The sequence below is a fragment of the Vreelandella azerica genome (assembly GCF_013112225.1).
Taxonomy (GTDB): domain Bacteria; phylum Pseudomonadota; class Gammaproteobacteria; order Pseudomonadales; family Halomonadaceae; genus Vreelandella; species Vreelandella azerica.
The window spans coordinates 182,227-204,085 of record NZ_JABFHI010000002.1; the positions used below are offsets into that span (position 1 = coordinate 182,227).

The 21,859-nt window shown below is 56.5% G+C and carries 23 protein-coding genes and 1 pseudogene; 9 read left to right on the forward strand and 15 right to left on the reverse strand.

The window, feature by feature from the left end:
* The first annotated feature begins 101 nt into the window (after positions 1-101).
* The 3 genes and pseudogenes from glnL (at position 102) to HLB35_RS04940 (ending at position 3,870) form a co-directional block, all read left to right on the forward strand.
* Complete coding sequence (gene glnL, locus HLB35_RS04930) at positions 102-1,151, forward strand: nitrogen regulation protein NR(II) (protein ID WP_171701733.1); 1,050 nt, start codon at positions 102-104, stop codon at positions 1,149-1,151.
* Between the two features lie 45 nt (positions 1,152-1,196).
* Positions 1,197-2,625 (forward strand): annotated as a pseudogene (gene glnG / locus HLB35_RS04935) (nitrogen regulation protein NR(I)).
* Between the two features lie 75 nt (positions 2,626-2,700).
* On the forward strand, positions 2,701-3,870 hold the full coding sequence (locus tag HLB35_RS04940; RefSeq protein ID WP_171701734.1) for a GGDEF domain-containing protein: 1,170 nt from the start codon (positions 2,701-2,703) through the stop codon (positions 3,868-3,870).
* Positions 3,871-3,899: 29 nt separating this feature from the next.
* Here HLB35_RS04940 and HLB35_RS04945 read toward each other — a convergent pair whose 3' ends face one another.
* The 8 genes from HLB35_RS04945 to HLB35_RS04980 form a co-directional block, all read right to left on the reverse strand.
* A complete protein-coding gene (locus HLB35_RS04945) occupies positions 3,900-5,888 on the reverse strand; it encodes a M1 family metallopeptidase (protein WP_171701735.1) in 1,989 nt (662 codons plus the stop codon).
* A gap of 6 nt (positions 5,889-5,894) precedes the next feature.
* Entirely contained in the window at positions 5,895-7,082 is a 1,188-nt protein-coding gene (locus tag HLB35_RS04950) for a ChaN family lipoprotein (RefSeq protein WP_171701736.1), read from the reverse strand.
* Between the two features lie 4 nt (positions 7,083-7,086).
* Positions 7,087-7,260, reverse strand: a complete 174-nt coding sequence (locus tag HLB35_RS04955) for a DUF6435 family protein (protein WP_171701737.1) — start codon at positions 7,258-7,260, stop codon at positions 7,087-7,089.
* A 104-nt stretch (positions 7,261-7,364) separates the two neighbouring features.
* The gene (locus HLB35_RS04960) at positions 7,365-7,889 is read right to left on the reverse strand and encodes a YqiA/YcfP family alpha/beta fold hydrolase (RefSeq protein WP_171701738.1); all 525 of its coding nucleotides are present in this window, start codon (positions 7,887-7,889) and stop codon (positions 7,365-7,367) included.
* Between the two features lie 116 nt (positions 7,890-8,005).
* Positions 8,006-8,545 (reverse strand): phosphatase PAP2 family protein, encoded by a 540-nt coding sequence (locus HLB35_RS04965; RefSeq protein ID WP_171701740.1) that lies wholly within the window; start codon positions 8,543-8,545, stop codon positions 8,006-8,008.
* A complete protein-coding gene (locus HLB35_RS04970) occupies positions 8,517-9,692 on the reverse strand; it encodes a glycosyltransferase family 4 protein (RefSeq protein WP_171701742.1) in 1,176 nt (391 codons plus the stop codon). Before HLB35_RS04970 ends, HLB35_RS04965 begins: the two co-directional genes overlap by 29 nt.
* A gap of 236 nt (positions 9,693-9,928) precedes the next feature.
* Positions 9,929-10,894, reverse strand: coding sequence for a porin (locus HLB35_RS04975; protein ID WP_171701744.1), 966 nt, complete (start codon positions 10,892-10,894; stop codon positions 9,929-9,931).
* A gap of 495 nt (positions 10,895-11,389) precedes the next feature.
* A complete protein-coding gene (locus HLB35_RS04980; RefSeq protein WP_171701745.1) occupies positions 11,390-11,947 on the reverse strand; it encodes a histidine phosphatase family protein in 558 nt (185 codons plus the stop codon).
* Between the two features lie 135 nt (positions 11,948-12,082).
* Here HLB35_RS04980 and HLB35_RS04985 point away from each other — a divergent pair, with 135 nt between their 5' ends.
* Positions 12,083-12,748: an SDR family oxidoreductase gene (locus HLB35_RS04985; RefSeq protein WP_171701746.1), complete on the forward strand. Its 666-nt coding sequence runs from the start codon at positions 12,083-12,085 to the stop codon at positions 12,746-12,748.
* A gap of 5 nt (positions 12,749-12,753) precedes the next feature.
* Here HLB35_RS04985 and HLB35_RS04990 read toward each other — a convergent pair whose 3' ends face one another.
* The 4 genes from HLB35_RS04990 to ugpB all read right to left on the reverse strand — a co-directional run bounded on the left by HLB35_RS04990 (position 12,754) and on the right by ugpB (position 17,050).
* Positions 12,754-13,809: a sn-glycerol-3-phosphate import ATP-binding protein UgpC gene (locus HLB35_RS04990; protein WP_171701748.1), complete on the reverse strand. Its 1,056-nt coding sequence runs from the start codon at positions 13,807-13,809 to the stop codon at positions 12,754-12,756.
* Positions 13,810-13,811: 2 nt separating this feature from the next.
* Complete coding sequence (gene ugpE, locus HLB35_RS04995; protein ID WP_171701750.1) at positions 13,812-14,654, reverse strand: sn-glycerol-3-phosphate ABC transporter permease UgpE; 843 nt, start codon at positions 14,652-14,654, stop codon at positions 13,812-13,814.
* Positions 14,655-14,702: 48 nt separating this feature from the next.
* Positions 14,703-15,587 carry a sn-glycerol-3-phosphate ABC transporter permease UgpA gene (gene ugpA, locus HLB35_RS05000; RefSeq protein WP_171701752.1) on the reverse strand — a complete coding sequence of 295 codons (885 nt, stop codon included), beginning with the start codon at positions 15,585-15,587 and terminating at the stop codon, positions 14,703-14,705.
* 137 nt (positions 15,588-15,724) lie between these two features.
* Positions 15,725-17,050 carry a sn-glycerol-3-phosphate ABC transporter substrate-binding protein UgpB gene (ugpB, locus tag HLB35_RS05005; protein WP_171701753.1) on the reverse strand — a complete coding sequence of 442 codons (1,326 nt, stop codon included), beginning with the start codon at positions 17,048-17,050 and terminating at the stop codon, positions 15,725-15,727.
* Positions 17,051-17,258: 208 nt separating this feature from the next.
* Between ugpB and argE the strand changes: the two genes are divergently transcribed.
* Positions 17,259-18,431: an acetylornithine deacetylase gene (argE, locus tag HLB35_RS05010; protein WP_171701754.1), complete on the forward strand. Its 1,173-nt coding sequence runs from the start codon at positions 17,259-17,261 to the stop codon at positions 18,429-18,431.
* 115 nt (positions 18,432-18,546) lie between these two features.
* Here the strand turns inward: argE and HLB35_RS05015 are convergent, their stop codons facing one another.
* Positions 18,547-18,867 (reverse strand): hypothetical protein, encoded by a 321-nt coding sequence (locus HLB35_RS05015; RefSeq protein WP_171701755.1) that lies wholly within the window; start codon positions 18,865-18,867, stop codon positions 18,547-18,549.
* A 146-nt stretch (positions 18,868-19,013) separates the two neighbouring features.
* Between HLB35_RS05015 and HLB35_RS05020 the strand changes: the two genes are divergently transcribed.
* Both HLB35_RS05020 and HLB35_RS05025 read left to right on the forward strand, forming a co-directional pair.
* Entirely contained in the window at positions 19,014-19,478 is a 465-nt protein-coding gene (locus HLB35_RS05020) for a YchJ family protein (protein WP_171701756.1), read from the forward strand.
* 9 nt (positions 19,479-19,487) lie between these two features.
* Complete coding sequence (locus tag HLB35_RS05025) at positions 19,488-19,817, forward strand: GIY-YIG nuclease family protein (RefSeq protein ID WP_171701757.1); 330 nt, start codon at positions 19,488-19,490, stop codon at positions 19,815-19,817.
* Here HLB35_RS05025 and HLB35_RS05030 read toward each other — a convergent pair.
* The gene (locus tag HLB35_RS05030; protein WP_171701758.1) at positions 19,799-20,179 is read right to left on the reverse strand and encodes a helix-turn-helix domain-containing protein; all 381 of its coding nucleotides are present in this window, start codon (positions 20,177-20,179) and stop codon (positions 19,799-19,801) included. The genes HLB35_RS05025 and HLB35_RS05030 overlap by 19 nt on opposite strands.
* Before the next feature lie 4 nt (positions 20,180-20,183).
* Positions 20,184-20,441 (reverse strand): type II toxin-antitoxin system HigB family toxin, encoded by a 258-nt coding sequence (locus HLB35_RS05035; RefSeq protein ID WP_235936996.1) that lies wholly within the window; start codon positions 20,439-20,441, stop codon positions 20,184-20,186.
* Between the two features lie 272 nt (positions 20,442-20,713).
* On the opposite strand from HLB35_RS05035, the gene HLB35_RS05040 reads away from it, so the two are divergent.
* Both HLB35_RS05040 and HLB35_RS05045 read left to right on the forward strand, forming a co-directional pair.
* Positions 20,714-21,031 (forward strand): hypothetical protein, encoded by a 318-nt coding sequence (locus tag HLB35_RS05040; RefSeq protein ID WP_171701759.1) that lies wholly within the window; start codon positions 20,714-20,716, stop codon positions 21,029-21,031.
* A gap of 102 nt (positions 21,032-21,133) precedes the next feature.
* Positions 21,134-21,799 (forward strand): fumarylacetoacetate hydrolase family protein, encoded by a 666-nt coding sequence (locus HLB35_RS05045; protein WP_171701760.1) that lies wholly within the window; start codon positions 21,134-21,136, stop codon positions 21,797-21,799.
* The last annotated feature ends 60 nt before the right edge of the window (positions 21,800-21,859 follow it).

Sequence of the window (21,859 nt, forward strand, 5' to 3'; positions counted from 1 at the left end):
GAGCGTGATTAGCCGCGTTCCACCGCTGCGTTAGTAAGGTGCGCTAAGTTGGCGCGCTTTTTGCAATTCCATCACCATGCCACTCGATCACAGGTAGTGATATGTACCAACGCTTGCTTGAACACCTCACCACAGCGGTTCTGCTACTGGATGGCGACCTGAAGGTGCGGTGGATGAACCCGGCGGCAGAAGCCTTGCTGGCGGTAAGCATCAGCCGTGTGCTGGGGGCGCGGTTGGAAGGGCTGCTGGGCGAGGAAGAGGCGATTGAGGATGTGTTGATCAAAGCCCGTGATGCGTTTCATCCCTATACCCAGCGTGAAGCTCGGATTATCCCGATGAGCGGTGAGCCACTGACGGTGGATTATACCGTGACACCGCTGTCTGCTGATGAGCTGCTGCTGGAAATTGAGCCCCGCGACCGGCTGATGCAGATTTCCCGCGAGGAAGCCCTCACCACCCGCCAGGAAACCATCAAGGTGTTGGCGCGTGGTCTGGCTCATGAGGTGAAAAACCCGCTGGGTGGTATTCGCGGCGCAGCGCAGCTTCTGGAGCGGGATCTGGCCGATCCGGCACTGAAAGAGTTTACCCATATCATTGTGGAGGAAGTTGATCGTCTGCGTGATCTGGTGGATTCCATGCTCGGGCCTAATCGCATGATCCAGCATTCACCGGTCAATATTCACAAGGTGTTGGAGCGAGTGCGTACCTTGTTGATTGCCGAGCATCCCCAGGTGCGCATTGAGCGCGACTATGACCCCAGCCTGCCGGATCTGTCGGGGGATGAAGCCCAGCTGATCCAGGCGATTCTTAACGTTGCCCGTAATGCGGTGCAAGCAATGACCGATGCTCAGGTGGAGGCGCCCAAGCTGGTGTTACGCACCCGGGCACGCCGGCAGTTTACCCTGGGGGCCGAGCGGCATCGGCTGGTGTGTGATGTGGGGATCATTGATAACGGCCCGGGGGTGCCGGACACCCTGCAGGAGACGCTGTTCTTCCCCATGGTGTCCGGGCGCGCGGAAGGCAGCGGGCTGGGCCTGTCGATTGCCCAGTCGATCCTGCATCAGCACCAGGGCCTGATTGAATGCGAATCCCAGCCGGGGCGGACTGAATTTCGCTTGTTGATTCCTCTGTTTATTGATGGCTCAAGCTGATGGGCCATTTATCGATTTGTTGGTTGATTTCACCGGAGAAGCGCCATGACTGAAGTTCACTCGACCGATGTTGCTCGCGTGGTGATTGTGGACGATGACCGCGCGATTCGTTGGGTACTGGAGCGCGCCCTGGCGCAGCCCGATCTGGACGTTGAATGTATTGAACGGGCGGATACGGTGCTTGAGCGCCTGATTACCGAGCCACCGGATGTCCTGGTCACCGATATCCGCATGCCGGGGATTGACGGCTTGAACCTGATGGCGCGGATTCGTGACGCCCATCCGGATCTGCCGGTGATCGTGATGACCGCACACTCTGATCTGGACAGTGCCGTCGCCTCTTATCAGGGCGGTGCTTTTGAATACCTGCCCAAGCCTTTTGATGTGGATGAAGCCCTGGCGCTGGTGCGCCGGGCGGTGGCCCATGCCCGTGAACGCCAGCGGCCAGTCAGCGTGCCGGAAGGCCTGAACGCTGAAATCATTGGCGAAGCGCCAGCCATGCAGGAGGTGTTTCGCGCCATCGGGCGGCTGGCGCATTCGCATATCACTGTGCTGATCAACGGCGAATCCGGCACCGGCAAGGAGCGGGTAGCCCAAGCGCTGCATCAGCATAGCCCGCGTTCGGGCAAGCCGTTTATTGCCTTGAATATGGCGGCGATTCCGCGCGATCTGATTGAATCTGAGCTGTTCGGGCATGAAAAAGGCGCCTTTACCGGGGCGGCAGCTCAGCGCCAGGGCCGGTTTGAACAGGCCAACGGCGGCACTTTGTTTCTGGATGAGATCGGGGATATGCCCGCCGAAACCCAGACGCGCCTGCTAAGGGTGCTGGCGGACGGCGAGTTTTACCGGGTAGGCGGGCATACGCCGGTTCGAGTCGATGTGCGGATTATCGCCGCTACCCACCAGAATCTGGAATCGCTGGTGGAAGACGGGCGTTTTCGCGAAGACCTTTTTCACCGCCTGAATGTGATTCGCGTGCATCTGCCTCGTCTGTCGGAGCGGCGCGAGGATATCCCCCGCCTGACCCGCCATTTTCTGGCCGAAGCGGCCAAGGAGCTGGCGACGGACATCAAGGTGCTGACACCCGAGGCGGAAGCGCACCTGACCCATCTGCCCTGGCCGGGCAATGTGCGTCAGCTGGAGAACATCTGCCGCTGGCTGACCGTCATGGCCTCCGGGCGGGAAATACTGGTGGAAGACCTGCCCCCGAGCTGCGCGATGCGGACACCCTGGAAGGCACTTTGCACGGTGATTGGCGCAGCGCCTTTCGCAGCTGGGCTGATCAGGCTCTGGCAGAAGGCCATACCCACCTGTTGGAAGAAGCCGTGCCCGATTTTGAACGGATTTTGATTGAGACAGCGCTAAAGCACACGGGGGGCGCAAAGGCGAGGCCGCCGAACTGCTTGGCTGGGGCCGTAATACCTTGACTCGTAAACTAAAAGCACTGCTGCCCGCGCTGGCGGATGAAGTTTAAAAGCGTTTAGGCTGGCGCCATAGGGGGCTTGTTATGTAACCTTGGTTAACAATTAACCTTCTAAAGAGCATAACAATGATGCCTATGGGCCAAGAGCGCCGCAGCCAGCCGGGGTTGGCCAAACCTGCTGATTCTTCATGGTTAGCCAGTACCTACACCTCATTACGGGACACGCTGACCAATCGCCACCATAGCCGTGATTTTGTATTTGCCCATGCGTTTTATATGCGCAGCCGGGTCATGGCAATGGGAATCATCTTTCTGGTGATGTCGCCGGTGTGGTTGCTGGTGGATCAATGGGTGCTGCCCAGCAGCCTGTTGCAGACAACGCTGGTAGGGCGCTTGCTGATGATGGCGGGTTTTGCCGTTGTGGTGTGGTGGGCCTGGCGCAGCGAGGATAATATCCGCCGGATACGGTTTAGCGCGGGTGCTCTGCTGGCCCTGCCCGCCCTGTTCTATATGCTGGTATTAACCCTGGTGCCGGATAACCACAGCGCGGCCCTGGTCGGCTACAGCTTTATTCCGTTCTTGCTGGTGGCGGTGTTGAGTGTCTTTCCGTTCACCCTGGTGGAATCATTGCTGGCGGGTCTTTTGTTGCAATCCCTGCTGGTATTCGTCCAGCACATAGACGGCAGCTGGATGACGCCCACCGGGTTGGAAGCCCAGTGGCTGATGTTTACGCTGCTTGCGGTGACCTTGACGGCCAACCATTTCCAGTTAAGCCTTTTATTACGTCTTTATCGCCAGGCGACCCATGATGCGCTAACAGGCCTGCTTAACCGCGGGGCGTTGGAAGTCCGGCTGGCCGAAATCGAACGTGCAGAATCCAGTAGTGGCACACCGGTACCCTATGCAGTGCTGATGATGGACATCGACCATTTTAAACGGGTCAATGATGTTTACGGCCATTCCGTTGGCGATAAGGTACTGCGGGAATTTGCCCGTTTGATAGCGCTACAGGTGCGCTCAGGAGACTTTGTGGCCCGCTATGGCGGCGAAGAATTTGTTGTCATACTGCTCGGTGCCAGCGTCGAGGATTCAGCCCGGATTGCTGAGCGCATTCGTGACACCATCGAAAACGCCACCCTCTTTGATCACGATGGCAACCAGGTGCCTATCACCACCAGTATTGGTGTGGCTTGCCCGCATTCACCGCAACCTAGTGAAATCACTCTCAAACAGGCGGATGACCGTCTCTACAAGGCCAAGGAAAATGGCCGTAATAGGGTGGTTAGCACCGATTAATCAGAACATGTTAATAAAAAACAGGTTAATCAAAAGCGGTATTGCAGCTCAGGCTCGCTTTCCCAGGTACCGCGTCGGGTGTCGCCGTCGTTCAATACAACGTAGCTTGCGCTTCCCCAGTGGCGCAGGCCGCGCATCAGGCGCATGGCGGCTTGCGGGCTGGTTGCGCTGATAATGCCCAACTGGGTGCCGGGTTGGCGCCACAGCTGCCCGGCTGGCGTGTCGTCCAGCTCCTCTGCGGGTGGCTGGGCTGGGGCTTCAAGGCCTTGGTCGGCCCACCACTTTTCAATCTCATCAGGCGTGCCGATGACCCACAGCGGGTTTGTCGTCAGGTCGTCGGGTAGCTCGTTCAGCTCAGTGGCGCCACGTGGTAGGGGCAGCTCTTTGTAGGCACCCAGGCGTAGCCAGCGGGTTTCGGCGGCCAGGCTCAGTTCGCGCAGGGTTTCCGGGGCGTTGGGGAGTTGCCGCAACACCTGGTAATCCGGGTCGATGACCAGCTGGCGAGGGCGCTTAAGGGTATCGAGGGTGAAACGCTCGCTGGCGCTTTCCAGGCTGAGCCAGCTACGTTCGGTCTGGCCCTGTACAGCGTAGATCTCAACCGGCAGTCGCAGCGGCCATTGCCTTTCCTCATCGTCATGGCCGTCCTGCTGGCGCGCCGTCTGGCTCAGGTTGAAGGTTACCCTGAAACCATCTGCCGTCTCCTCCAGGCGGGGAGTGTCCATGCTCACCGCTGGACGGCCGGGTTGCGCTACCCAGGCGTTAAAGAATTCGCCAAGGGCTTGGCCGGAAGCGTCTTCAAAGGCGTGTTGCAGATCCTGCCAGTTGGCTTGCTCAAAACGATGCTGTTCAATCAGTTGGCCGAGGGCGCTGTCAAAGGCGACCGTGCCGATCTGCTGTTCGAGCATATAGAACAGCATGGCGCCGTGCTGGTAGCCAATCAGGCGATCCTGAGGCTGGCGCTGATAGCCAAAGTCTTTCAGCGCCAGATGATCGGCATCCGGCAGGGCGTTAAGGTCGGTCAGCCAGCGTTGGCGCAGAGCGCCTTCTTCACCTTTGAGTGCTTCCATGGCGTAGTCGGCCAAATAGGTGGTCAGGGCTTCACTCCAGTTACCTTGGCCAGGCGTGGCCTGCACGGCGGTGCCCCACCAGCCGTGCATGAGTTCGTGGGGCAGCGAGGTATACGGAATAAAAGGCAACGCTATGACCTGCTCGCCCAAGAGGGTAAAGCCGGCAAAGGCAAAGCCGATGGGGCGCAATGAGGCGGCCATGGTAAAACTTGAATACGGGTAGGGGCCCAGGCGCTGCTGAAACAGCTGCAGGGCGCGTTCGGCAGCCTCCAGATAAGTAGTAGCGAAAGGCGCGCTGAGTTTTTCCGGGAACAGGGTGCGTAATTTGACGTCTTCACCGGCCTCACCTGCAACTTCGCGAGTCATTGCCTGCCAGCGTCCAGCAGCGAGAGACAGCTGCCTGGCCTGGGGGTGAGCAAAACGAGTCTGGCGTTGGTCGCCCCGGGTGGAGGTGCCCAGCCAGTGGCCGCTGACAACGGTTTCGATGCTATCCGGGGTGACAACCTCAATGTCGGCGGCAAAGGGTGCCCTGGTCTCCAGTCTTGGGTACCAGGCCAACTGGCCGGGTAGCCAGAGATTATCCTTAGACCAATAGCCGCCGCCGGGCAGCTGAGACGCTAGCTGGCCCTTCCAGCTCAGGGTGAGCGGTGTCTGTGGGTCAGGCGCATTCAGGTGATAGTGGCCGGGTTGGGTTTCTTCCCAGTCAAGCGTGTCTCCTGCCTGTTCGGCCCGCTCAAGGGTCAGGCCGGAGGCAAGCGTGAAGGTAAGTGGTTCAGCGTTGGCACTATCAGGCAGATTCAGCACTAGGGTGCCGCTGATCGAGCGCTGAGCCGGGGCCAGGGTTACTTCAAGAGATTTCTTGATAGCGTTTCCAGGCTCAGCCGCCAGGGCGCCGGTCGTGCATAGGCTGGCCCATAACCCCAGGCCGCATAACAGGGCAAACAGCCTCATCGGTGGTTACCTCAATGGTTCAGCGGGTGGAAAACGTACCAGTATTTCCTGGAGGTTGCCGTCACGCAGGATTTCCATGGGCAGCAGGGTGCCTGGCGCCTGCTGCTGGACGATGGCGCTCAGTTCACCGGGGGCACGCACCTCCTGCCCAGCAGCCTGTGTCACTATATCATCCGGCTGAAGCCCAGCCTTATAGGCTAGCGATTCCTCTTTAATGGCAACAATGCTGACGCCATCCTCACTCGGTGCAATCTGCACGCCCAGCCGTGGCGGCGGCGTCTCTGCGGCTTGTTCATCACCCAGCAGATAAAGCACATCTGCCAGCTGGCCGTCAGGCGGCTCGCAGGCTTCCAGGGTGGTGGGCATCAGTGCCAGCGTATCGGCAATGCCCATGGCCTCCAACTGGTAGGGCACGCCATCGCCATACGCCAGGTGGCCCACGCCCATCAGCCCAACCACCAGGGTGTCATCGTCAACCGCGGAGGCCAGGGCATCGGCCATGGCCGCATCCCAGATCAGCTGAGCATTCAGGAAGGTTTCAAAGGCGGCGTTATCCCCCTGGTTCTCATTCCCCTGGCTCTTATTCCCCATGCTTGTGGGATGCATCTGAAAGCTCTGCTCCAAGCGTTGACGATAGGCATCGCTGGCGGGAGCTGGCTCATCAATATTGAAACGCTGCTCGGCGCTGACGGCATCAAACCCTTCGGTGGCCAGCTGGCGGCGCAGTGCTGGCTTGATGTTAAGGGCCAGCAGCGGGATCTGCTGCATGCGGGCAAAATGCAGGATCGGCAGGTAGAGAGCAGGGTCGAAGCCCCAGGCTTCATGCCACTGGCTCTGCTGGAGAAACTGCGCTTCGGATAGCTCACCCGCTACCCAGGCATCCAGGGCAGGCTGGGCTTCCCGGGGTAGCATTTCCAGCCCTATCGCCATGTCATCGCGGTGGGCGGCCAGCCCTGCCAGGGTATGCAGCTGCCAGCGGTGATGGCTCATCCGGTCATGGAACTCCCCGAGCAAGACGACATCCTGCTCGGCGGCCTGTTCAAACAGGGTACTGGCCGCAAGCGCTTGCCCGCCCTGCCACCATTGGCCGGGGTGAGCGCACTGGTCGCCGTCAGTGGCTGCAAGCGATGCGCCGGAAACACCCGCCATGGGCAGAAGCCATAGGGCGCGTAGGGCAGGAGATAGGCGCAGCATGGGGCTAGTCCTGAGCTTTGAGTTTATTGATTTCAGCCAGCAGGGCGTTGGCTTCCTCGGTCAGGGTAGCATTGGCGCGCATATCGCCATTGCGGGATGCCTGCATTGCCTCTTCGAGTTTTTTCTCGTATTGCTGCTGTAGCTTCTTGGCGGGGTCTTTCTTGAATAAACCGAACATGATGCACCTCCATAAGTATGTATACTATTTGTAGAGGTTTTGTTTGCCTATGTCTAACGTTATCGCGTCTTTTTGCGCTTTCAAACACGCTTTTCAGCACGCTTTCAAACATTGTCGTCGCTCAGGCACTGCTTCAGAAAGGCGTCGAAGTCGCTGAGAATGGTCGGCATGCTGGCATGTAAACGGTGGTCGTCATCGACCATGCGCAGGGGAAGGCGCTGCTGGCGGGCAATATCAATCACCGGGTCAGGAGGCACAATGTCATCCTGCCAGCCATGAATGATATGCGTATGGCAAGGTTGCAGAGTAGGCGATGTTTGCGGGTAGTCGGGCAGGCCTAGTGCCGGTGCCAGCATAAAACAGCCGCGGATTTTGTAGCGTGCGCACACCATGGCACTTAACCAGCCGCCGAGGCTGGAGCCTGCCATCACCCAGTAAGTGGCGGGTTCGTTACGGGCATCCAGGGTTGCGTAGAGGTGTTCCAGCCGGGTGGCAGGGTCTGGCATGTTGCGGTAATCCATGACCACCGCTTCGCAGTCATCAAGCGCTTCTACCACGCCTTTCAGGGCCTGCATCTTCATGGCGTTTGGCCCGCTTTCAAGGCCATGGGAAAGGTAGACGGTCAGCATCGCGTATTCCTTCAGTCAATGGTTCAATCCGCATCAATGAAACATTAACGTTTTTACCGCTGAAATGCGCGCCCTGCCTGTCAGCTATTCACACCTTTCGATTATTCAAAACAGCTTCAACCTAGTATTGCCAGGCTTAACAGGGCAAAACCGTAGCCCATGGCGGCACCGGCAAGCACATCGCTGACATAGTGCAGGCCAAGCCCAACGCGGGAAATAGCGATCAGCACCGCTAGCGGTACGACAATCGGCAACAGCCAGGGTGTGTGGGCCGCGACCAGCAGAGTAAACATGACCGCGTGCATGGTGTGGCCGCTGGGGAAGCTGTAGCGATCCCTGGCGGGTTCGCTGCATTGAATGCCACCGCAGTAGGTAATAAAGGGGCGCTCGCGGCACAGGCGCGTTTTGACAAAGCGGTAGACCCCTACTGCAATCAGTGCCGTTACGGTGTATTGGATTAGGCGAAAATTTCCGTTGGGCACCAGCCAGGGTTGGGCAATGATCAAGGCCACCCAGACGGGCCAATCGCCCAGCTTGCTAGCCGCCTGCAGGGTCAGCCGCCAGGGGCGGAAAAGAGAAAGTCGGGTTGCGCGCTGGCAAAATTGCCATTCAAGCAGGTCCAGACGGTCAAACACGCCAAGAAGCCGAGGTCGCATGATGCATCTCCTGAGTTTGATGAAGGTAGTTGATGAACTGGCTGGCAACGCCTGGCCAGCTCTGTTCGCGGGCGCGTAGACGTGCCATGCGTCCGTAGCGGGCGTAATCCGCCGGGTGCTGACAGAGGCTGACTGCCGCCTGGCAGAAGGCCTCGGCATCACCGGCTGGCACGCAAAGGCCGTTATGGCCGCTCTGAATCAGGGTGGCACTTGCCGCCTGGCGGTAGGCGATGACTGCCAGACCGCAGGCCATGGCTTCTGTCACCACGTTGCCCCAGGTTTCCGATAGCGATGGAAACACAAAGATATCGGCGCTGGCGTAGTAACGGGCAAGTGCCTGCTGGTGGATGAAACCGGTAAAATGCGCGTTGGGCAGCAGTGCTTCCAGCTGCTGGCGCGCCGGGCCGTCACCGACCACCACAAAAGCCATATCCGGGCGTACATTGGCCATGGCCTGATAAGCCTCCTGGAGCAGCGTCAGGTTTTTTTCAGCGGCCAACCGTCCCACGTAAAGGGCCACCGGCTGGTGGTCGTTTACGCCCCATTGCTGGCGAAGCACGGGGTCGCGCAGGCTGGGCATAAATTGTTGGCTGTCAATGCCGCGGGCGAGCACGTCCACCCGTTGAAGGCCTGCCGAGCGCAGCGCCCTTGCCTGAAGTTGAGTGGGCACCAGGGTCAGTGCACAAGCATTATGGAAGTAGCGCAGGTAGCGCTTGGTCATCCAAGTATGCATGCCTAGCCCGTAATCACCGCAGTAGTGATCAAAATTGGTATGCCAGCCGGCAATCAGCGGAATACCCAGGCGTCGTGCCGCCTGACGGGCCGCCCAACCCAATGGCCCCTGGGTAGCGAGATACACCACATCTGGCTTATGCGCCTGCATAAATTGGCGCAGCTTTTTGGGGGTGGCCAAGCCGATCTGTACGCTGCGATAGCCAGGTAGCGACACAGGCATTACCTGCAGCTCAGCGTTAACAGGTACCTGTATGGAATCCGCTGCCTGCTCGCCAGGCGTTGGTAACGCGCGTGGCCTAACCAGGTCGATGGTGACGCCCTGCTGGCTGAGCTCCGCACTTAACCGGGCAAGCGTATGGGCCACGCCATTGATTTCCGGTAACCAGGTTTCGCTGACAATACACAGCCGCATGCTCGTCGCTCTATTCGTTGAAGTACGTTTATCATGGCGCACGACAATGACACGTCTGCGACACTGGTATGAACAAGCAATGACAGCGTTACCTGGTGGGTACTTTGGGAAGGGCAAATAAAAAAGCCGGTGCAAAAAGCACCGGCCAATCCATCAAAACATTAACGTCCTGAGAGAAACGTCGAAACAGTCTTCCTACATCACACCCCGCTCGGAGCAGAGCGGGTCATACACGATTAGAACTTGACGCGCATACCTGCCAGGTAGCCCATGTCGCTATCGTCAAGATCGGTGTTCTTGACCTCGGCAAACACGCTGACATTAGGCTGAGCCGGAAACTTGTAGGTCATGTTAGCGTAGTACTCCATAAAGTCTTCCTCATTGACATTACTGTCAAATGACGTATCAGTTACGCCGAATGCCACCGTGGTATCACTGTTGGCTGCAAAGCTGGCTGCTAGATTATACTGTGACGCATTGAGATTGCTGGTTTCAATATCATCATCAGAGGAGCTGTAATCAGCCGCGAGCTCGAACATGCCAAAGTCATAGGCAGCACTGATACCGTAGGTGTCGATACTCTCATTACCACCAGTCCGGGTGTACTGTTGAAAGGCAGCACTCAGTTCAAGACCATTAAGTTCAGTGGTGGCAAATAGATCAAAGTGGTGATCTTTGCTATTAATATCTGAACCCTTGGCAGCCATTTCATAAGAGGCCAATAGGGTAACTGTATCCAGGTCAAACTCAGCGTGAATGACGTCATCACCGCTGGTGCCACCAACGGCATCAAAGCGGTCTTCATCAGCACCATCCATTTCAATCGCTTTCTCGACACCAAATTCATCTGATGCGGTAGGGCGCTTACCGAAAGAAACGGCAATATTGTTATACTTCAGACCCAGATAGGCTTCTTCAAGTTCAGCTTTGCCGTCGTCTTCGTTGGCCAGATCTTTGAAGCCGAAATCAATCCGGCCAAAGGCCGTTGTAGCATCGTCCAGTTCGTAGGTGACATAGTTTTTAAGTTCGAGATCATCAAACTCAATGTCAGAATCCCGGTCAATGCCTGCCTTCTGGCGTAGCTGTACCTGGATATCACCATTAACTGTATAAGTGAGCCCTGCGTTTTCATAAATAGTAGCGGCGCTGGCAGAAGAAACAGAAGCCAGTGAAACAGCGAGAGCGAGTAGTGTCTTCTTCATGTTTAAAACCCTTGAATGGATGTTTGCTTGAATCCCGGTTGCTGGAAACTTCCAACAAAAATTGTTGATGACTGGTTTAATCCAGTTCTTGATGTTTACCTCGGCGCCATAGCCAAAGTATTTCAGACGAAAAATTGATTTTTCCTGAATATGTCATCTTTTTTAACAAAAAGACGATTTGTACAGGGATGTGTTTTAGAAATTTATCCCTGATGTCCTTGCCAACAACTTAACTGGGTTATGTGTCGTTAAAATGACTGGAATAAAGCAGTTTAATGACGGTAGGGTTGCAGCTTTTACTCATTTAATACTTCACACCTACTCATTAAACGCGACTGACTGGCAGCGTTCGGCTCATCAAGCGCTAACAGGTGTAATATAATAATTCTCATTTGATATTTGTATACTAGTGCGAATTTTTCTGATTTGTATTTATTATAAAGCCACGACAGGGAGGTGGCGATCAAGGCATGAACGGGGAAGGGCTGGTGCTTCTCAGGCGTTGCGGTGAGGCTCAAGCTGAATGATTTCGCCATTGTGGATGACGTCAGGTGTATGTCCACATAACTGGGTGAGCAATGCCTTGATAAAACCGCTATGGGTCACCACCAGGCAAGGTGCTGCCAGGTCGCCGGTAATGCTTTCAAACGCCTGGCAGGCACGTGCATTCAGGTTGGCGAGAAGCTCGACACCGGCTCCTTCCTCATTGCGTTCGCCAATCGGCCGACCTTCGTAAATCCCCCAGTCGCGTTCGCGCAACAGGACGTTTTCCTCGATGTTTAAATGCAGCACTTCGGCAACGATATCCGCCGTTTGCCGAGCGCGACTCTGTGGGCTGCTGATAATGCGTTCAATACCCAGCCCTGCAAGTACACGGGCAGCGTCTTGTGCCTGCTGTCGGCCCACGTCATTCAGCGGTTCCTCTATGGAGCCCTGGAGTACGCCAAGGGCATTCAGGTCGGTCTCCCCGTGACGCAGCAGATAAATACGGGCCTTGTCTGTCGGGTCGCTGTTTACTTTGGCATATGGCGCGAGAGCGCATTGGGTAATCATGTCATGGTGCCTTCTGTTGTGGTGTCTGGAGTATGATGCGCAAGTGAGGCTTGAGACCTCTGACCAGGTCGCTTGACCTGATGGTGGATTTCAGTTTCGATGAAGATTGTTATCTCATTGTTTCAGGAGTCTGGCATGCAACACACTGTGCTTGTTACGGGTGCAAACCGAGGCGTTGGCCTAGCGCTGGCCGAGCAGTATCACAAAGCTGGCTGGCGGGTAATTGGCGCCTGCCGCGAGTCGTCTGATGACTTGCAGGTGGTGGCCGATAAAGTGATCGACAGGATTGATGTCACCCAGGCAGACAGTGTCGCAACCCTGGCCAAGGCGCTGGACGGCGAAACCCTGGATCTGTTGATCAATAATGCCGGGCTTTTGCAGGATGAATCCTTGGGCAGCCTGGATTTTGACAGCATCCGTACCCAGATGGAAATCAACGCCTATGCGCCGCTGCGGGTATGCGAGGCTTTGCTTCCGCACCTGAAAAGCGGCAGCAAGATTGCCAATATCACCAGTCGCATGGGCTCGATTGCGGATAACGACTCCGGTGGCCGCTACGGTTATCGTGCCTCCAAGGCAGCGCTCAATGCCTTTGGTAAATCCCTGGCGATGGATTTGAAACCGCAGGGTATTGCCGTGGCGCAATTGCATCCGGGTTATGTGAAAACCCGGATGGTCAACTTTGGCGGTGTGATCTCACCTGAAGAAGCCGCCGCAGGTATCGTGGCGCGCATTGACGCCCTGACGCTCGATAACACCGGCGGCTTCTGGCATTCCAATGGTGAAGAGCTGCCCTGGTAAGTGGTTCAGTCGCCAGTGCGTTTGCCGCTGGCGCTGTTGAACGGGTGCAGAGCGTCACGGGCAATGTAGAAGGCCAGAGTATCCCCCTCGCTGACCGGCGGTTGGCCGGAAGTGCGAATTACCGTGGGCTGCTCGCTATCAGCCAGTTGCACATAGAGGTGGCTTTCCGCCCCGGCAGCTTCGTATAGCATCAAGGTAGCGTCAACTTGCAGGTAAGCGCTTTCCGGCGGTTGTAGCAGCATATCATCAGGTCGAATGCCGACAATGTCGGTGTTTTCCGGCAAGTCATGCAGCAGCGCCCCGGAACCTTGCCCGTGGAGGTAATCCAGCGGCAGCATGTTCATCGCCGGTGAGCCGATAAACCCGGCCACGAACATGCTGGCCGGGCGGGCGTAGATCTCCATGGGCGTGCCGACCTGCTCGATCTGCCCGCCATTGAGGACGACCAGACGGTCACCAAGAGTCATGGCTTCCAGCTGGTCGTGGGTGACGTACAGGCTGGTGGTTTTCAGACGGCGCTGCAGCTGTTTGATTTCTACCCGCATCTGCACGCGCAGTTTGGCATCCAGGTTGGAAAGCGGTTCATCAAACAGGAATGCTGCCGGATCGCGAACCAGAGCGCGGCCCATGGCCACCCGCTGGCGCTGGCCGCCGGAAAGCTGGCGCGGCTTGCGCTGCAGGAAGTCGGCAATTTCCAGCATCTTGGCGGCGGTCTGTACGCGCTCTTCGATCTGATCCTTCTTGAAACCGCGGTTTTTTAACCCGTAAGCCAGGTTGTTATACACCGTCATATGCGGATAGAGCGCATAGTTCTGGAACACCATAGCGATATCGCGCTCGGCGGGTTCCAGGTTATTGACCTCCCGGTCGCCGATTTTCAGGGTGCCGTCGGTAATGCTTTCAAGGCCCGCTACCATGCGCAGCAGAGTGGATTTACCGCAGCCCGAGGGGCCGACCAGCACCACAAATTCGCCGTCCTCGATGGCAAGGTCAATGCCTTTTACCGCATCAACATTGCCGCTGTAGGTTTTTTTAAGCCCTTCCAAGGTAATACTGGCCATGGTTATTTCTCCGTCTCGGTCAGGCCTTTCACAAACAGGCGTTGCATAAACAGGATCACCAGCACCGGGGGTAGCGCTGCGAGCACCACAGCGGCCATGATCAGGTGCCACTGGGGATTTTCCTCGGAGGTCATACGTTGAATGCCCATCACGATGGTGTAGTAATCCGGGTCAGTGGTGATCAGCAGCGGCCACAGGTACTGGTTCCAGCCGTAGATAAACATGATCACAAAGAGTGCCGCTATATTGGTGATGGATAGCGGCATCAGGATGTCCTTGAAGAACTTCAAGGGGCCGGCGCCATCCACTCGGGCAGCTTCGAGCATTTCTTCCGGCACTGTCATAAAGAACTGGCGGAACAGGAAGGTGGCAGTGGCCGAGGCAATCAGCGGAATCGACAGCCCGGCAAAGCTGTTCAGCATGCTGAGATCAGCCACCACCTGATAGGTGGGGATAATGCGCACTTCCACGGGCAGCATTAAGGTAATAAAGATCAGCCAGAAGAAAAACATCCGAAAGCGAAAGCGGAAGTACACAATCGCAAAGGCGGAGAGCAGCGAAATGCTCAACTTGCCGATGGTAATGGCCATGGCCATCACAAAGCTGTTCCACAGCATATGGCCTGCCGGTGGCGCGCCAGCCCGGGAAAGCCCGGTGCTCCACATGGCCTTGTAGTTTTCCCAGCCGTGGGAGCCGGGTAGCATCGGCAGGCTGCCGCGCAGCAGGTCACCGGGCGCCTGGGTGGAGGCGACGATAGCGATGTAGACAGGAAAAACCACCAGTGCCACACCGCCAATCAGCATCAGGTGGGCAAAGAAATTGGCCCAGGGGCGGTTCTCAACCATGGTGGCGCTCCTGTGGGATAAAGGATGGAATTGTCGGGGTTGGCAGCATCAGTAATTCACCCTGCGTTCAATAAAGCGGAACTGGACAACCGTCAGCGCGACCACGATGGCCATCAGAATCACCGACTGCGCGGCGGATGAGCCCAGGTTCAGGCCGACAAACCCATCGGAATAGACCTTGTAGACCAGGGTGTTGGTGGCCTGGGAGGGCCCGCCTTCGGTGGTGGCATGGATGATCCCGAAGGTATCGAACATGGCGTACACCACGTTAACCACCATCAAAAAGAAGGTCGTGGGGGTCAGCAGTGGGAAAACAATCGTCCAGAAGCGTTTGATGGGGCTGGCGCCATCAATGGCTGCCGCTTCAATCAGGGATTGCGGGATGGACTGCAAACCGGCCAGGAAGAACAGGAAGTTATAGGAAATCTGCTTCCAGGCGGCGGCAAACACGACCAGCATCATGGCATCCGCGCCTGAGGTGCGATGATTCCAGTCATAACCGACCACATTCAGCACATAGGGAATCACCCCAATCGAGGGGTGGAAGATAAACCACCACAAGACCCCGGCAATCGCTGGTGCAATCGCATAGGGCCAGACCAGGAGGGTGGTGTAGGTACTGCGTGAGCGAATCATGCGGTTAACCGTGCTGGCCAGCAGCAGGGCCACCGACATGGAAAGCAGGGTGGTGCCGATGGCAAACACCGCCGTCACCGACAGTGAGTTGAGGTAGGCGCCATCACGGAACAGGCGAGCAAAGTTTTCCAGGCCAACAAAGGTGCTGCGCAGCCCGAAGGCATCTTCACGCAGCAGCGATTGATACATGGCCTGGCCGGCTGGCCAGATAAAGAAAATCAGTGTAATGATGACCTGAGGCGCCAGCAGGGCATAGGGCAGCCAGTGGCCGGGAAACGTCATGCGTTTGGTTTGCATGGGCGACTCTTTTTTATTACGGCGCGTTTTATGACGGGGTCGGCACGCGTACATCGCGCCTTATCGTCAGCGGGGTGGATGAAAACAGCAAAACCACCGCCCGGCCAGCGGCCAGACGGTGGTTCAGTTAACGACGCTTACTGGTTGGCGGCTTCGAAGTCGCGCAGCAGGGCATTGCCCCGCTCTACCGCATCAGTGGCGGCTTCCTGGCCGGTCTTGTCGCCGCTCATCACCGCTTCCATTTCTTCGGAGATGATGTCGCGGATCTGCACGAAGTTACCAAAACGCAGCCCTTTGGAGTTTTCCGTTGGCTCGTTCAGGGTCATCTGCTTGAGCGAAATATCGGCGCCCGGGTTTTCGGCGTAATAGCCCTGCTCTTCAGTCAGATCCCAGGCGGCCTGGGTGATTGGCAGGTAGCCGGTCTGCTGGTGCCACTCAGCCTGGACTTCCGGCTGGGAGAGGTAATCGAAGAAGGCCGCAACACCAGCATATTCTTCATCCGTATGGCCCTGCAGGGTCCATAGGGTCGCACCGCCGATGATCGAATTCTGCGGGGCACCTTCTATGTCGTCGTAGTAGGGCTGCATGCCGAAGCCGACTTCAAACTCGGCGTTGGCGGCCACATCCGCACGGGAGGCGGAAGAGCCAAAGAAGATGGCGCAGTCTTCAGAGTAGAACATCGGCTCGGCATCCGGGCCGGAACCTGGGCCACCCCATTGGAAGGCGCCTGCATCTTGCCAGGTTTTGAGGTTATCCCAGTGGCGGGCAACGTGTTCGTTGTCGAAGACAAACTCGGTTTCAATACCACCAAAGCCGTTTTCGAGGGTGCCCAGCGGCAGGTTATGCCAGGCAGAGAAGTTTTCCAGCATCACCCAACTTGGCCATGAGGTGGTGAAGCCACAGGAGGCGGCGCCAGATTCCATCAACTGAATACTTGCGTCTTCCATTTCCTGCCAGGTGGTGGGTGGCTGCTCAGGGTCGAGGCCAGCGGCTTCGAACATGTCTTTGTTGTAGTACATGATCGGCGTGGAAGAGTTGAACGGGAAGGATAGCATATTGCCGTCAGTGTCCGTGTAATAGCCGACGACCGCAGGTAGGAAAGCGCTCTGATCAAAGCCGCGACCATGGTCTTCCATCAGCTGGTAGGTCGGGTAGATAGCGCCTTCAGCGTTCATCATGGTGCCGGTGCCGACTTCAAACACCTGCAGAATGTGCGGCTGCTCGCCAGCACGAAAGGCAGCGATAGCGCCGGTCATGGTTTCGGTGTAATTGCCGCGGTAGCTAGGCACCACGCGGTAATCATCCTGGGAGGCATTAAACTCCTCAGTCATGCCTTCGAGGATTTCCCCTAGCTGGCCGCCCATGGCGTGCCACCAGGTCACTTCGGTTGCAGCCTGGGCGGAAAAACTTAAGCTGGCACTCATGACGCCCAGCGCGAGGGCGTGAAACTTGAAGCGTGACATGACGTCTCCTTTTATACCGCGTGCTATTTTTTTGGTTTGGGTCTACTAGCAACTCTAATTATTGTAGATGACACTTTCATGAATACCAGATGAACAGCGCATGACGCCAGTGCTGTGATAAATATCATCTCAACATTGGCGCTTACCGCCTGGCCGTGTAGTCTCATGAGAATTGGCGTGATACCCGGCGTACAAAAGAAGGTGAGTGATGCAAGAGGCAATAGATCTACTCGGACGTCTGGTGGCGTTCGACACCACATCCAGTGAGTCCAACCTGGCGCTGATCGAGTTTGTGGAAGGTTATCTGGCAGGCTACGGGGTGGAAAGCGAGCGGGTAATGAGCCCGTGCGGCCAGAAAGCCAACCTGATTGCTCGCATTGGGCCGGATGCCCCCGGTGGCGTCATGCTTTCCGGTCATACCGATGTGGTGCCGGTAACCGGTCAGCCCTGGTCCAGTGACCCTTTTACCCTGCGTGATGGCGGTGACGGCCGCCTCTACGGGCGTGGCACCTGTGACATGAAAGGCTTTATTGCCTGCGCGCTGGCCATGGTGCCGGAGTGGTCTCGGGCGGCGCTTGAGCAGCCAATCTATTTCGGTTTTTCCTATGATGAGGAAATCGGCTGTGTGGGTGCGCCGGATCTGATTCGCCGCTTCCATACCCACTACTCTACCACCGCCCATGTCATCGTGGGTGAACCCACTAGCATGCAGCCTGTGGTGGCCCAGAAAGGCGCGACCAATCTGCGCACCACGGTGACAGGCCGTGAAGCTCACAGCAGCCAGGTCAACCAGGGGACATCCGCGATTCATATAGCGGCCAGGCTGGTCACCTTTATTGAAGATACCATGGCGGCACTGATTGATGAGGGCCGCGTTGATGACGCCTTTAATGTGCCGCATACCAGCCTCCACGTAGGTAAGATCAAGGGCGGCACGGCGATCAATATCATGGCCCGAGAGTGTCAGTTCGAGTGGGAGATTCGCCATTTGCCAACCGACACTTTTGACGAGATCTTTGCCCGCTTCGAGGCCTACTGCCAGACACTGACAGCAGAACTGCATGCCAGGGGCAAGCAGCTGTCTATTGACACTCAAGCCTTGAATACCACGGTGCCCGGCCTGGCTGATCACGATAACGACCGAGTTCTGCGCCTGGCCAATGCCCATCTGCCTGAGGCTTGCTGTCAGCATGCGGTGGCCTACGCCACTGAAGCAGGCCAGTTCCAACAGGTGGGTTTGCAGACCATCATCCTGGGCCCCGGCAGTATTGCTCAGGCCCATCAACCGGATGAATATATTGATAAAAGTGAGCTGGAGGCCTGCGCGGCTTTTATGCGCCGTATGGGCAGTGCGTTGGAAACACCCTACCGGGATGGTTGAGAAATAATTGATAACCACAAAAAACCCCACACGCATTTAGCGGGTGGGGCCTTGCACCATGTAGCTTTCAGCTTTAAAGACGCAGCGTTTAATGAAAACGTTCGATACAGGCGGGTTAGAAGCCTTGTACGGAAGGTTGCTCATCGTAGAGTTCTGCCTTTGCATGGCGCATAACATCTTCACACGCTTGCTGGTGGGCCAGCTGGGTTAACAGCTGCTGAGTCAATTCAAACCCTTTACCCAGACAAGTATCCACTTCATCCTGGCTGACCGCCGGGGTTACGTTGTACGCTACTTTCAGCGTACGGCCACCGCTATCCAGCCAGTCAGCCATGCCCCGCAGTCGCCATGCCACTTTCTCTTTCCAGTTTGCCGATTCTTCCGCGCCTTCGTTTACGCTAAACGTGCACTGCCATTCCGGTTTAAAGACCTTCATAGGAGAACCTCCATTGCTTGTTGGAAAGATGATTGATCGTGATGCTTACTCCGTGTGATATTCTTGCGCTTCCACTATACCGAATTATCGGTGAATACCGAAACAAAACATCTGTTACCCAGGCAAAGGGTTAAAGAACGCTAGCCATGACACCTTCCACACCGCTCAACTGCCCTTGCGGTAGCGCTCGCCCACTGGCTGACTGCTGCCAGCCCTATCATCAGGGCAAGCTGCTTCCGGCAACGCCAGAAGCCCTGATGCGCTCACGTTACAGCGCCTTTGCGCTGGGGCTGACGGATTATCTGTTGCACAGTTGGCATGCCAGCACCCGGCCAGCCCATCTGGAGCCTGATGCGCAGACTGACTGGAAAGCTCTGTCTATCCTTGAGGCCCCAGCGCCTGCCAGCCATCAGGGCAGGGTGCATTTTCAGGCCTTTTTTCGCGAGCGGAACCGCTGGCAGGTGCTGGAAGAAAACTCACGCTTTGTGTTTGAAGATGGGTGCTGGTGGTACCTGGACGGCACGCCGAGCATTGAGCGTCTAAAGCCGGGCCGCAATGACTCCTGCCTGTGTGGCAGTGGCCGCAAAATCAAGCAATGTTGCGGCGAGTAGTCAATATCTATGGCATCTGATACACCACAGGGCGAATCTGAAAAGCCGCCAGCAAGCACCAGTGATCAGTGGTATCTATACCTACTGGAATGTCGCCGCGGCACCTATATCGGCATTACCAACAATCTGGCAAAACGTTATCAGGCTCATTGCGAGGGAAAAGGCGCCCGCTACACCCGTGCCAACCCGCCGCTGGCGCTGCTTGGCGCGCAGCCATTCGCCGACCGTGCCGCCGCCAGCCGCGCAGAGTACCAACTGAAACAGAAGTCGCCCGCGCAAAAACGCCAATGGGCAGCGGAGTGGGTTCATCCTAAAGATACTCAGGCAACTTCAGTCTGACGCGGAGATTTAATCAGGCTTTCTGCTGGGGTACCAAACATAGTGTGCAGTTTCCACACCATCTTCAGGGTCAGGTTACGTTTACCATTCAGAATTTCGTAGACACGATTACGTTTGCCAATCGCTGGCTCTAGATCCCTGGCGGTCAGTCCTTCCTGATCCATGCGAAACTTGATGGCCTCGACCGAGTCTGGCAAATCTATAGGAAATTGCTGTGCTTCGTAATGCTCTATCAGGGTCAATAAAATATCGAAGCGGTCACTATTCTCAGTGCCTGGCTCAGGCTCATTATCAAAATAACCGGATACATCCTGTAGAGCCGATTTATAGTCATCTTCGGTGCGAATTGAGCGAATATCCATAAAGTCACTCCATTTCAACTGTTTCGGCATCGACTTTATCGTACTCTGCATGTGTGCCGATAAATTTGATATAAACTGCGCTGTGTCGATAAGCAATGCTGGTAATCAGTCGGTATTCGTTGCCTTTAATATCAAATACGACACGTTTATTACCTATTATACTAGCTCTCGGATATCTCAACTTGATCTCATGTGGGTGTTGCCACTGAGCATGCCTTACCTCGTCAACCCAAGCCTCTAGAGAGCCTTTAACGTATGGCAACAGTCCAAGGTGCTGGCGTTTTTGCGCAAGAGCGCTGAAACCTTGCTGGCAGAAGGCTATGCGGTAAAGACTAGTGCCTGAATCTGATGCTTTGTCAGCCTGTTGCGATGGCCGTGTGCCAGGCTCTGCAGGCGGCAGGCAGGCGTTTTATGGCTAAATACGTTACGATGTCGGTAATAGCATTTTACACTGGCATGGGCGCGGTTTTGTGACCTAGTTTCCTTTGCGGGTGAGCTGGGGTTTTATGGACATGCATTCAAGGGAGGGCAGAGGTGGCTGTTTATGGCGGCATACAGGCGCGGGAGCTGGATTACTGGCTTAATGCGCTTATCAATGCAGCGTATGATCGACGCTATCCATTGGCCAACGTCCATGGCAGCCAACCGCGTGCCCGTACGGCGCGTCAGGACCTTCTGGATATGGCCAATGGCTACCATACGAACCGTCAAGGTAGTGAAGCGACCGCCATAGCGTTGGGGCGCTGGTGCCAGACTTACCTAACCGAAGAAGAATGGTATCAACTCACCGGTGCTCGCCTGAGTGGTAATGATACACCGGCAGATTGGCTGGTGCGCCATCATGCTGGCTGAGTTCTGAGGTGAGTCGCCAAGACCCTGGTTAACCTCAGCTGGTCTAAACTGATTTTTTGTCGTTAAACGGCGGCAGTTATTACGAGAAGGAGACTATCCGCCATGCGCTTTGTTCCTCAGTTCACTGATGGTCAGAAATTTGCTCACCCATTGGGCAAGATAGTATGTGTGGGTCGCAACTATGCAGACCATGCCAAGGAGCTTGAAAACCCGGTGCCTACCGAGCCGCTGCTGTTTATCAAACCATCGACCAGTGCGCTAGGCTTTGATGCGCCGCTGGCGCCGCCTTTTTCGCGTGGCGAGGTGCATTTTGAGTTGGAGCTTGCCCTGCTGATCGGTGAAACACTGACCGATGTCACCCAGGATGAAGCCGAGCGGGCGATTGTTGGCATTGGCCTGGCATTGGATCTGACCCTGCGTGATGTGCAGACTCGGCTGAAGGAAAACGGCCACCCCTGGGAAATTTCCAAGGCCTTTGACGGCGCCTGCCCGCTTTCCTCCTTTCTGCCGCTGACCCGGGTGCCCAACTGGAATGCACTGGCGTTCAGCCTGGAAATTGACGGCGAGGAGCGCCAGTACGGCGAGGGGGCGGATATGCTGTTCCCGGTTCCGTCCCTGGTGGCCGAAATGAGCCGCCATTTCACTCTGGAAGCGGGCGATGTCATCCTAACCGGCACGCCAGCAGGCGTCGGTGAGTTGCCGCGTGGAGCGCAGCTGCGTATGACGCTGACCGGTAGCCTGGAGGTCACCGCCAGCGTCATTGAGTAAGTCATTGAGTAAGTGGATGCGTGTTATTGCAGACAGTTATTGCAAGACAGTTGTTGTAGA

Excerpts from the sequence above, each read along its gene's own strand:
- glnL (WP_171701733.1), top strand. The coding sequence starts at position 102 with ATGTACCAACGCTTGCTTGAACACCTCACCACAGCGGTTCTGCTACTG.
- HLB35_RS04940 (WP_171701734.1), top strand. The coding sequence starts at position 2,701 with ATGATGCCTATGGGCCAAGAGCGCCGCAGCCAGCCGGGGTTGGCCAAA.
- HLB35_RS04945 (WP_171701735.1), bottom strand. The coding sequence starts at position 5,888 with ATGAGGCTGTTTGCCCTGTTATGCGGCCTGGGGTTATGGGCCAGCCTA.
- HLB35_RS04950 (WP_171701736.1), bottom strand. The coding sequence starts at position 7,082 with ATGCTGCGCCTATCTCCTGCCCTACGCGCCCTATGGCTTCTGCCCATG.
- HLB35_RS04955 (WP_171701737.1), bottom strand. The coding sequence starts at position 7,260 with ATGTTCGGTTTATTCAAGAAAGACCCCGCCAAGAAGCTACAGCAGCAA.
- HLB35_RS04960 (WP_171701738.1), bottom strand. The coding sequence starts at position 7,889 with ATGCTGACCGTCTACCTTTCCCATGGCCTTGAAAGCGGGCCAAACGCC.
- HLB35_RS04965 (WP_171701740.1), bottom strand. The coding sequence starts at position 8,545 with ATGCGACCTCGGCTTCTTGGCGTGTTTGACCGTCTGGACCTGCTTGAA.
- HLB35_RS04970 (WP_171701742.1), bottom strand. The coding sequence starts at position 9,692 with ATGCGGCTGTGTATTGTCAGCGAAACCTGGTTACCGGAAATCAATGGC.
- HLB35_RS04975 (WP_171701744.1), bottom strand. The coding sequence starts at position 10,894 with ATGAAGAAGACACTACTCGCTCTCGCTGTTTCACTGGCTTCTGTTTCT.
- HLB35_RS04980 (WP_171701745.1), bottom strand. The coding sequence starts at position 11,947 with ATGATTACCCAATGCGCTCTCGCGCCATATGCCAAAGTAAACAGCGAC.
- HLB35_RS04985 (WP_171701746.1), top strand. The coding sequence starts at position 12,083 with ATGCAACACACTGTGCTTGTTACGGGTGCAAACCGAGGCGTTGGCCTA.
- HLB35_RS04990 (WP_171701748.1), bottom strand. The coding sequence starts at position 13,809 with ATGGCCAGTATTACCTTGGAAGGGCTTAAAAAAACCTACAGCGGCAAT.
- ugpE (WP_171701750.1), bottom strand. The coding sequence starts at position 14,654 with ATGGTTGAGAACCGCCCCTGGGCCAATTTCTTTGCCCACCTGATGCTG.
- ugpA (WP_171701752.1), bottom strand. The coding sequence starts at position 15,587 with ATGCAAACCAAACGCATGACGTTTCCCGGCCACTGGCTGCCCTATGCC.
- ugpB (WP_171701753.1), bottom strand. The coding sequence starts at position 17,050 with ATGTCACGCTTCAAGTTTCACGCCCTCGCGCTGGGCGTCATGAGTGCC.
- argE (WP_171701754.1), top strand. The coding sequence starts at position 17,259 with ATGCAAGAGGCAATAGATCTACTCGGACGTCTGGTGGCGTTCGACACC.
- HLB35_RS05015 (WP_171701755.1), bottom strand. The coding sequence starts at position 18,867 with ATGAAGGTCTTTAAACCGGAATGGCAGTGCACGTTTAGCGTAAACGAA.
- HLB35_RS05020 (WP_171701756.1), top strand. The coding sequence starts at position 19,014 with ATGACACCTTCCACACCGCTCAACTGCCCTTGCGGTAGCGCTCGCCCA.
- HLB35_RS05025 (WP_171701757.1), top strand. The coding sequence starts at position 19,488 with ATGGCATCTGATACACCACAGGGCGAATCTGAAAAGCCGCCAGCAAGC.
- HLB35_RS05030 (WP_171701758.1), bottom strand. The coding sequence starts at position 20,179 with ATGGATATTCGCTCAATTCGCACCGAAGATGACTATAAATCGGCTCTA.
- HLB35_RS05045 (WP_171701760.1), top strand. The coding sequence starts at position 21,134 with ATGCGCTTTGTTCCTCAGTTCACTGATGGTCAGAAATTTGCTCACCCA.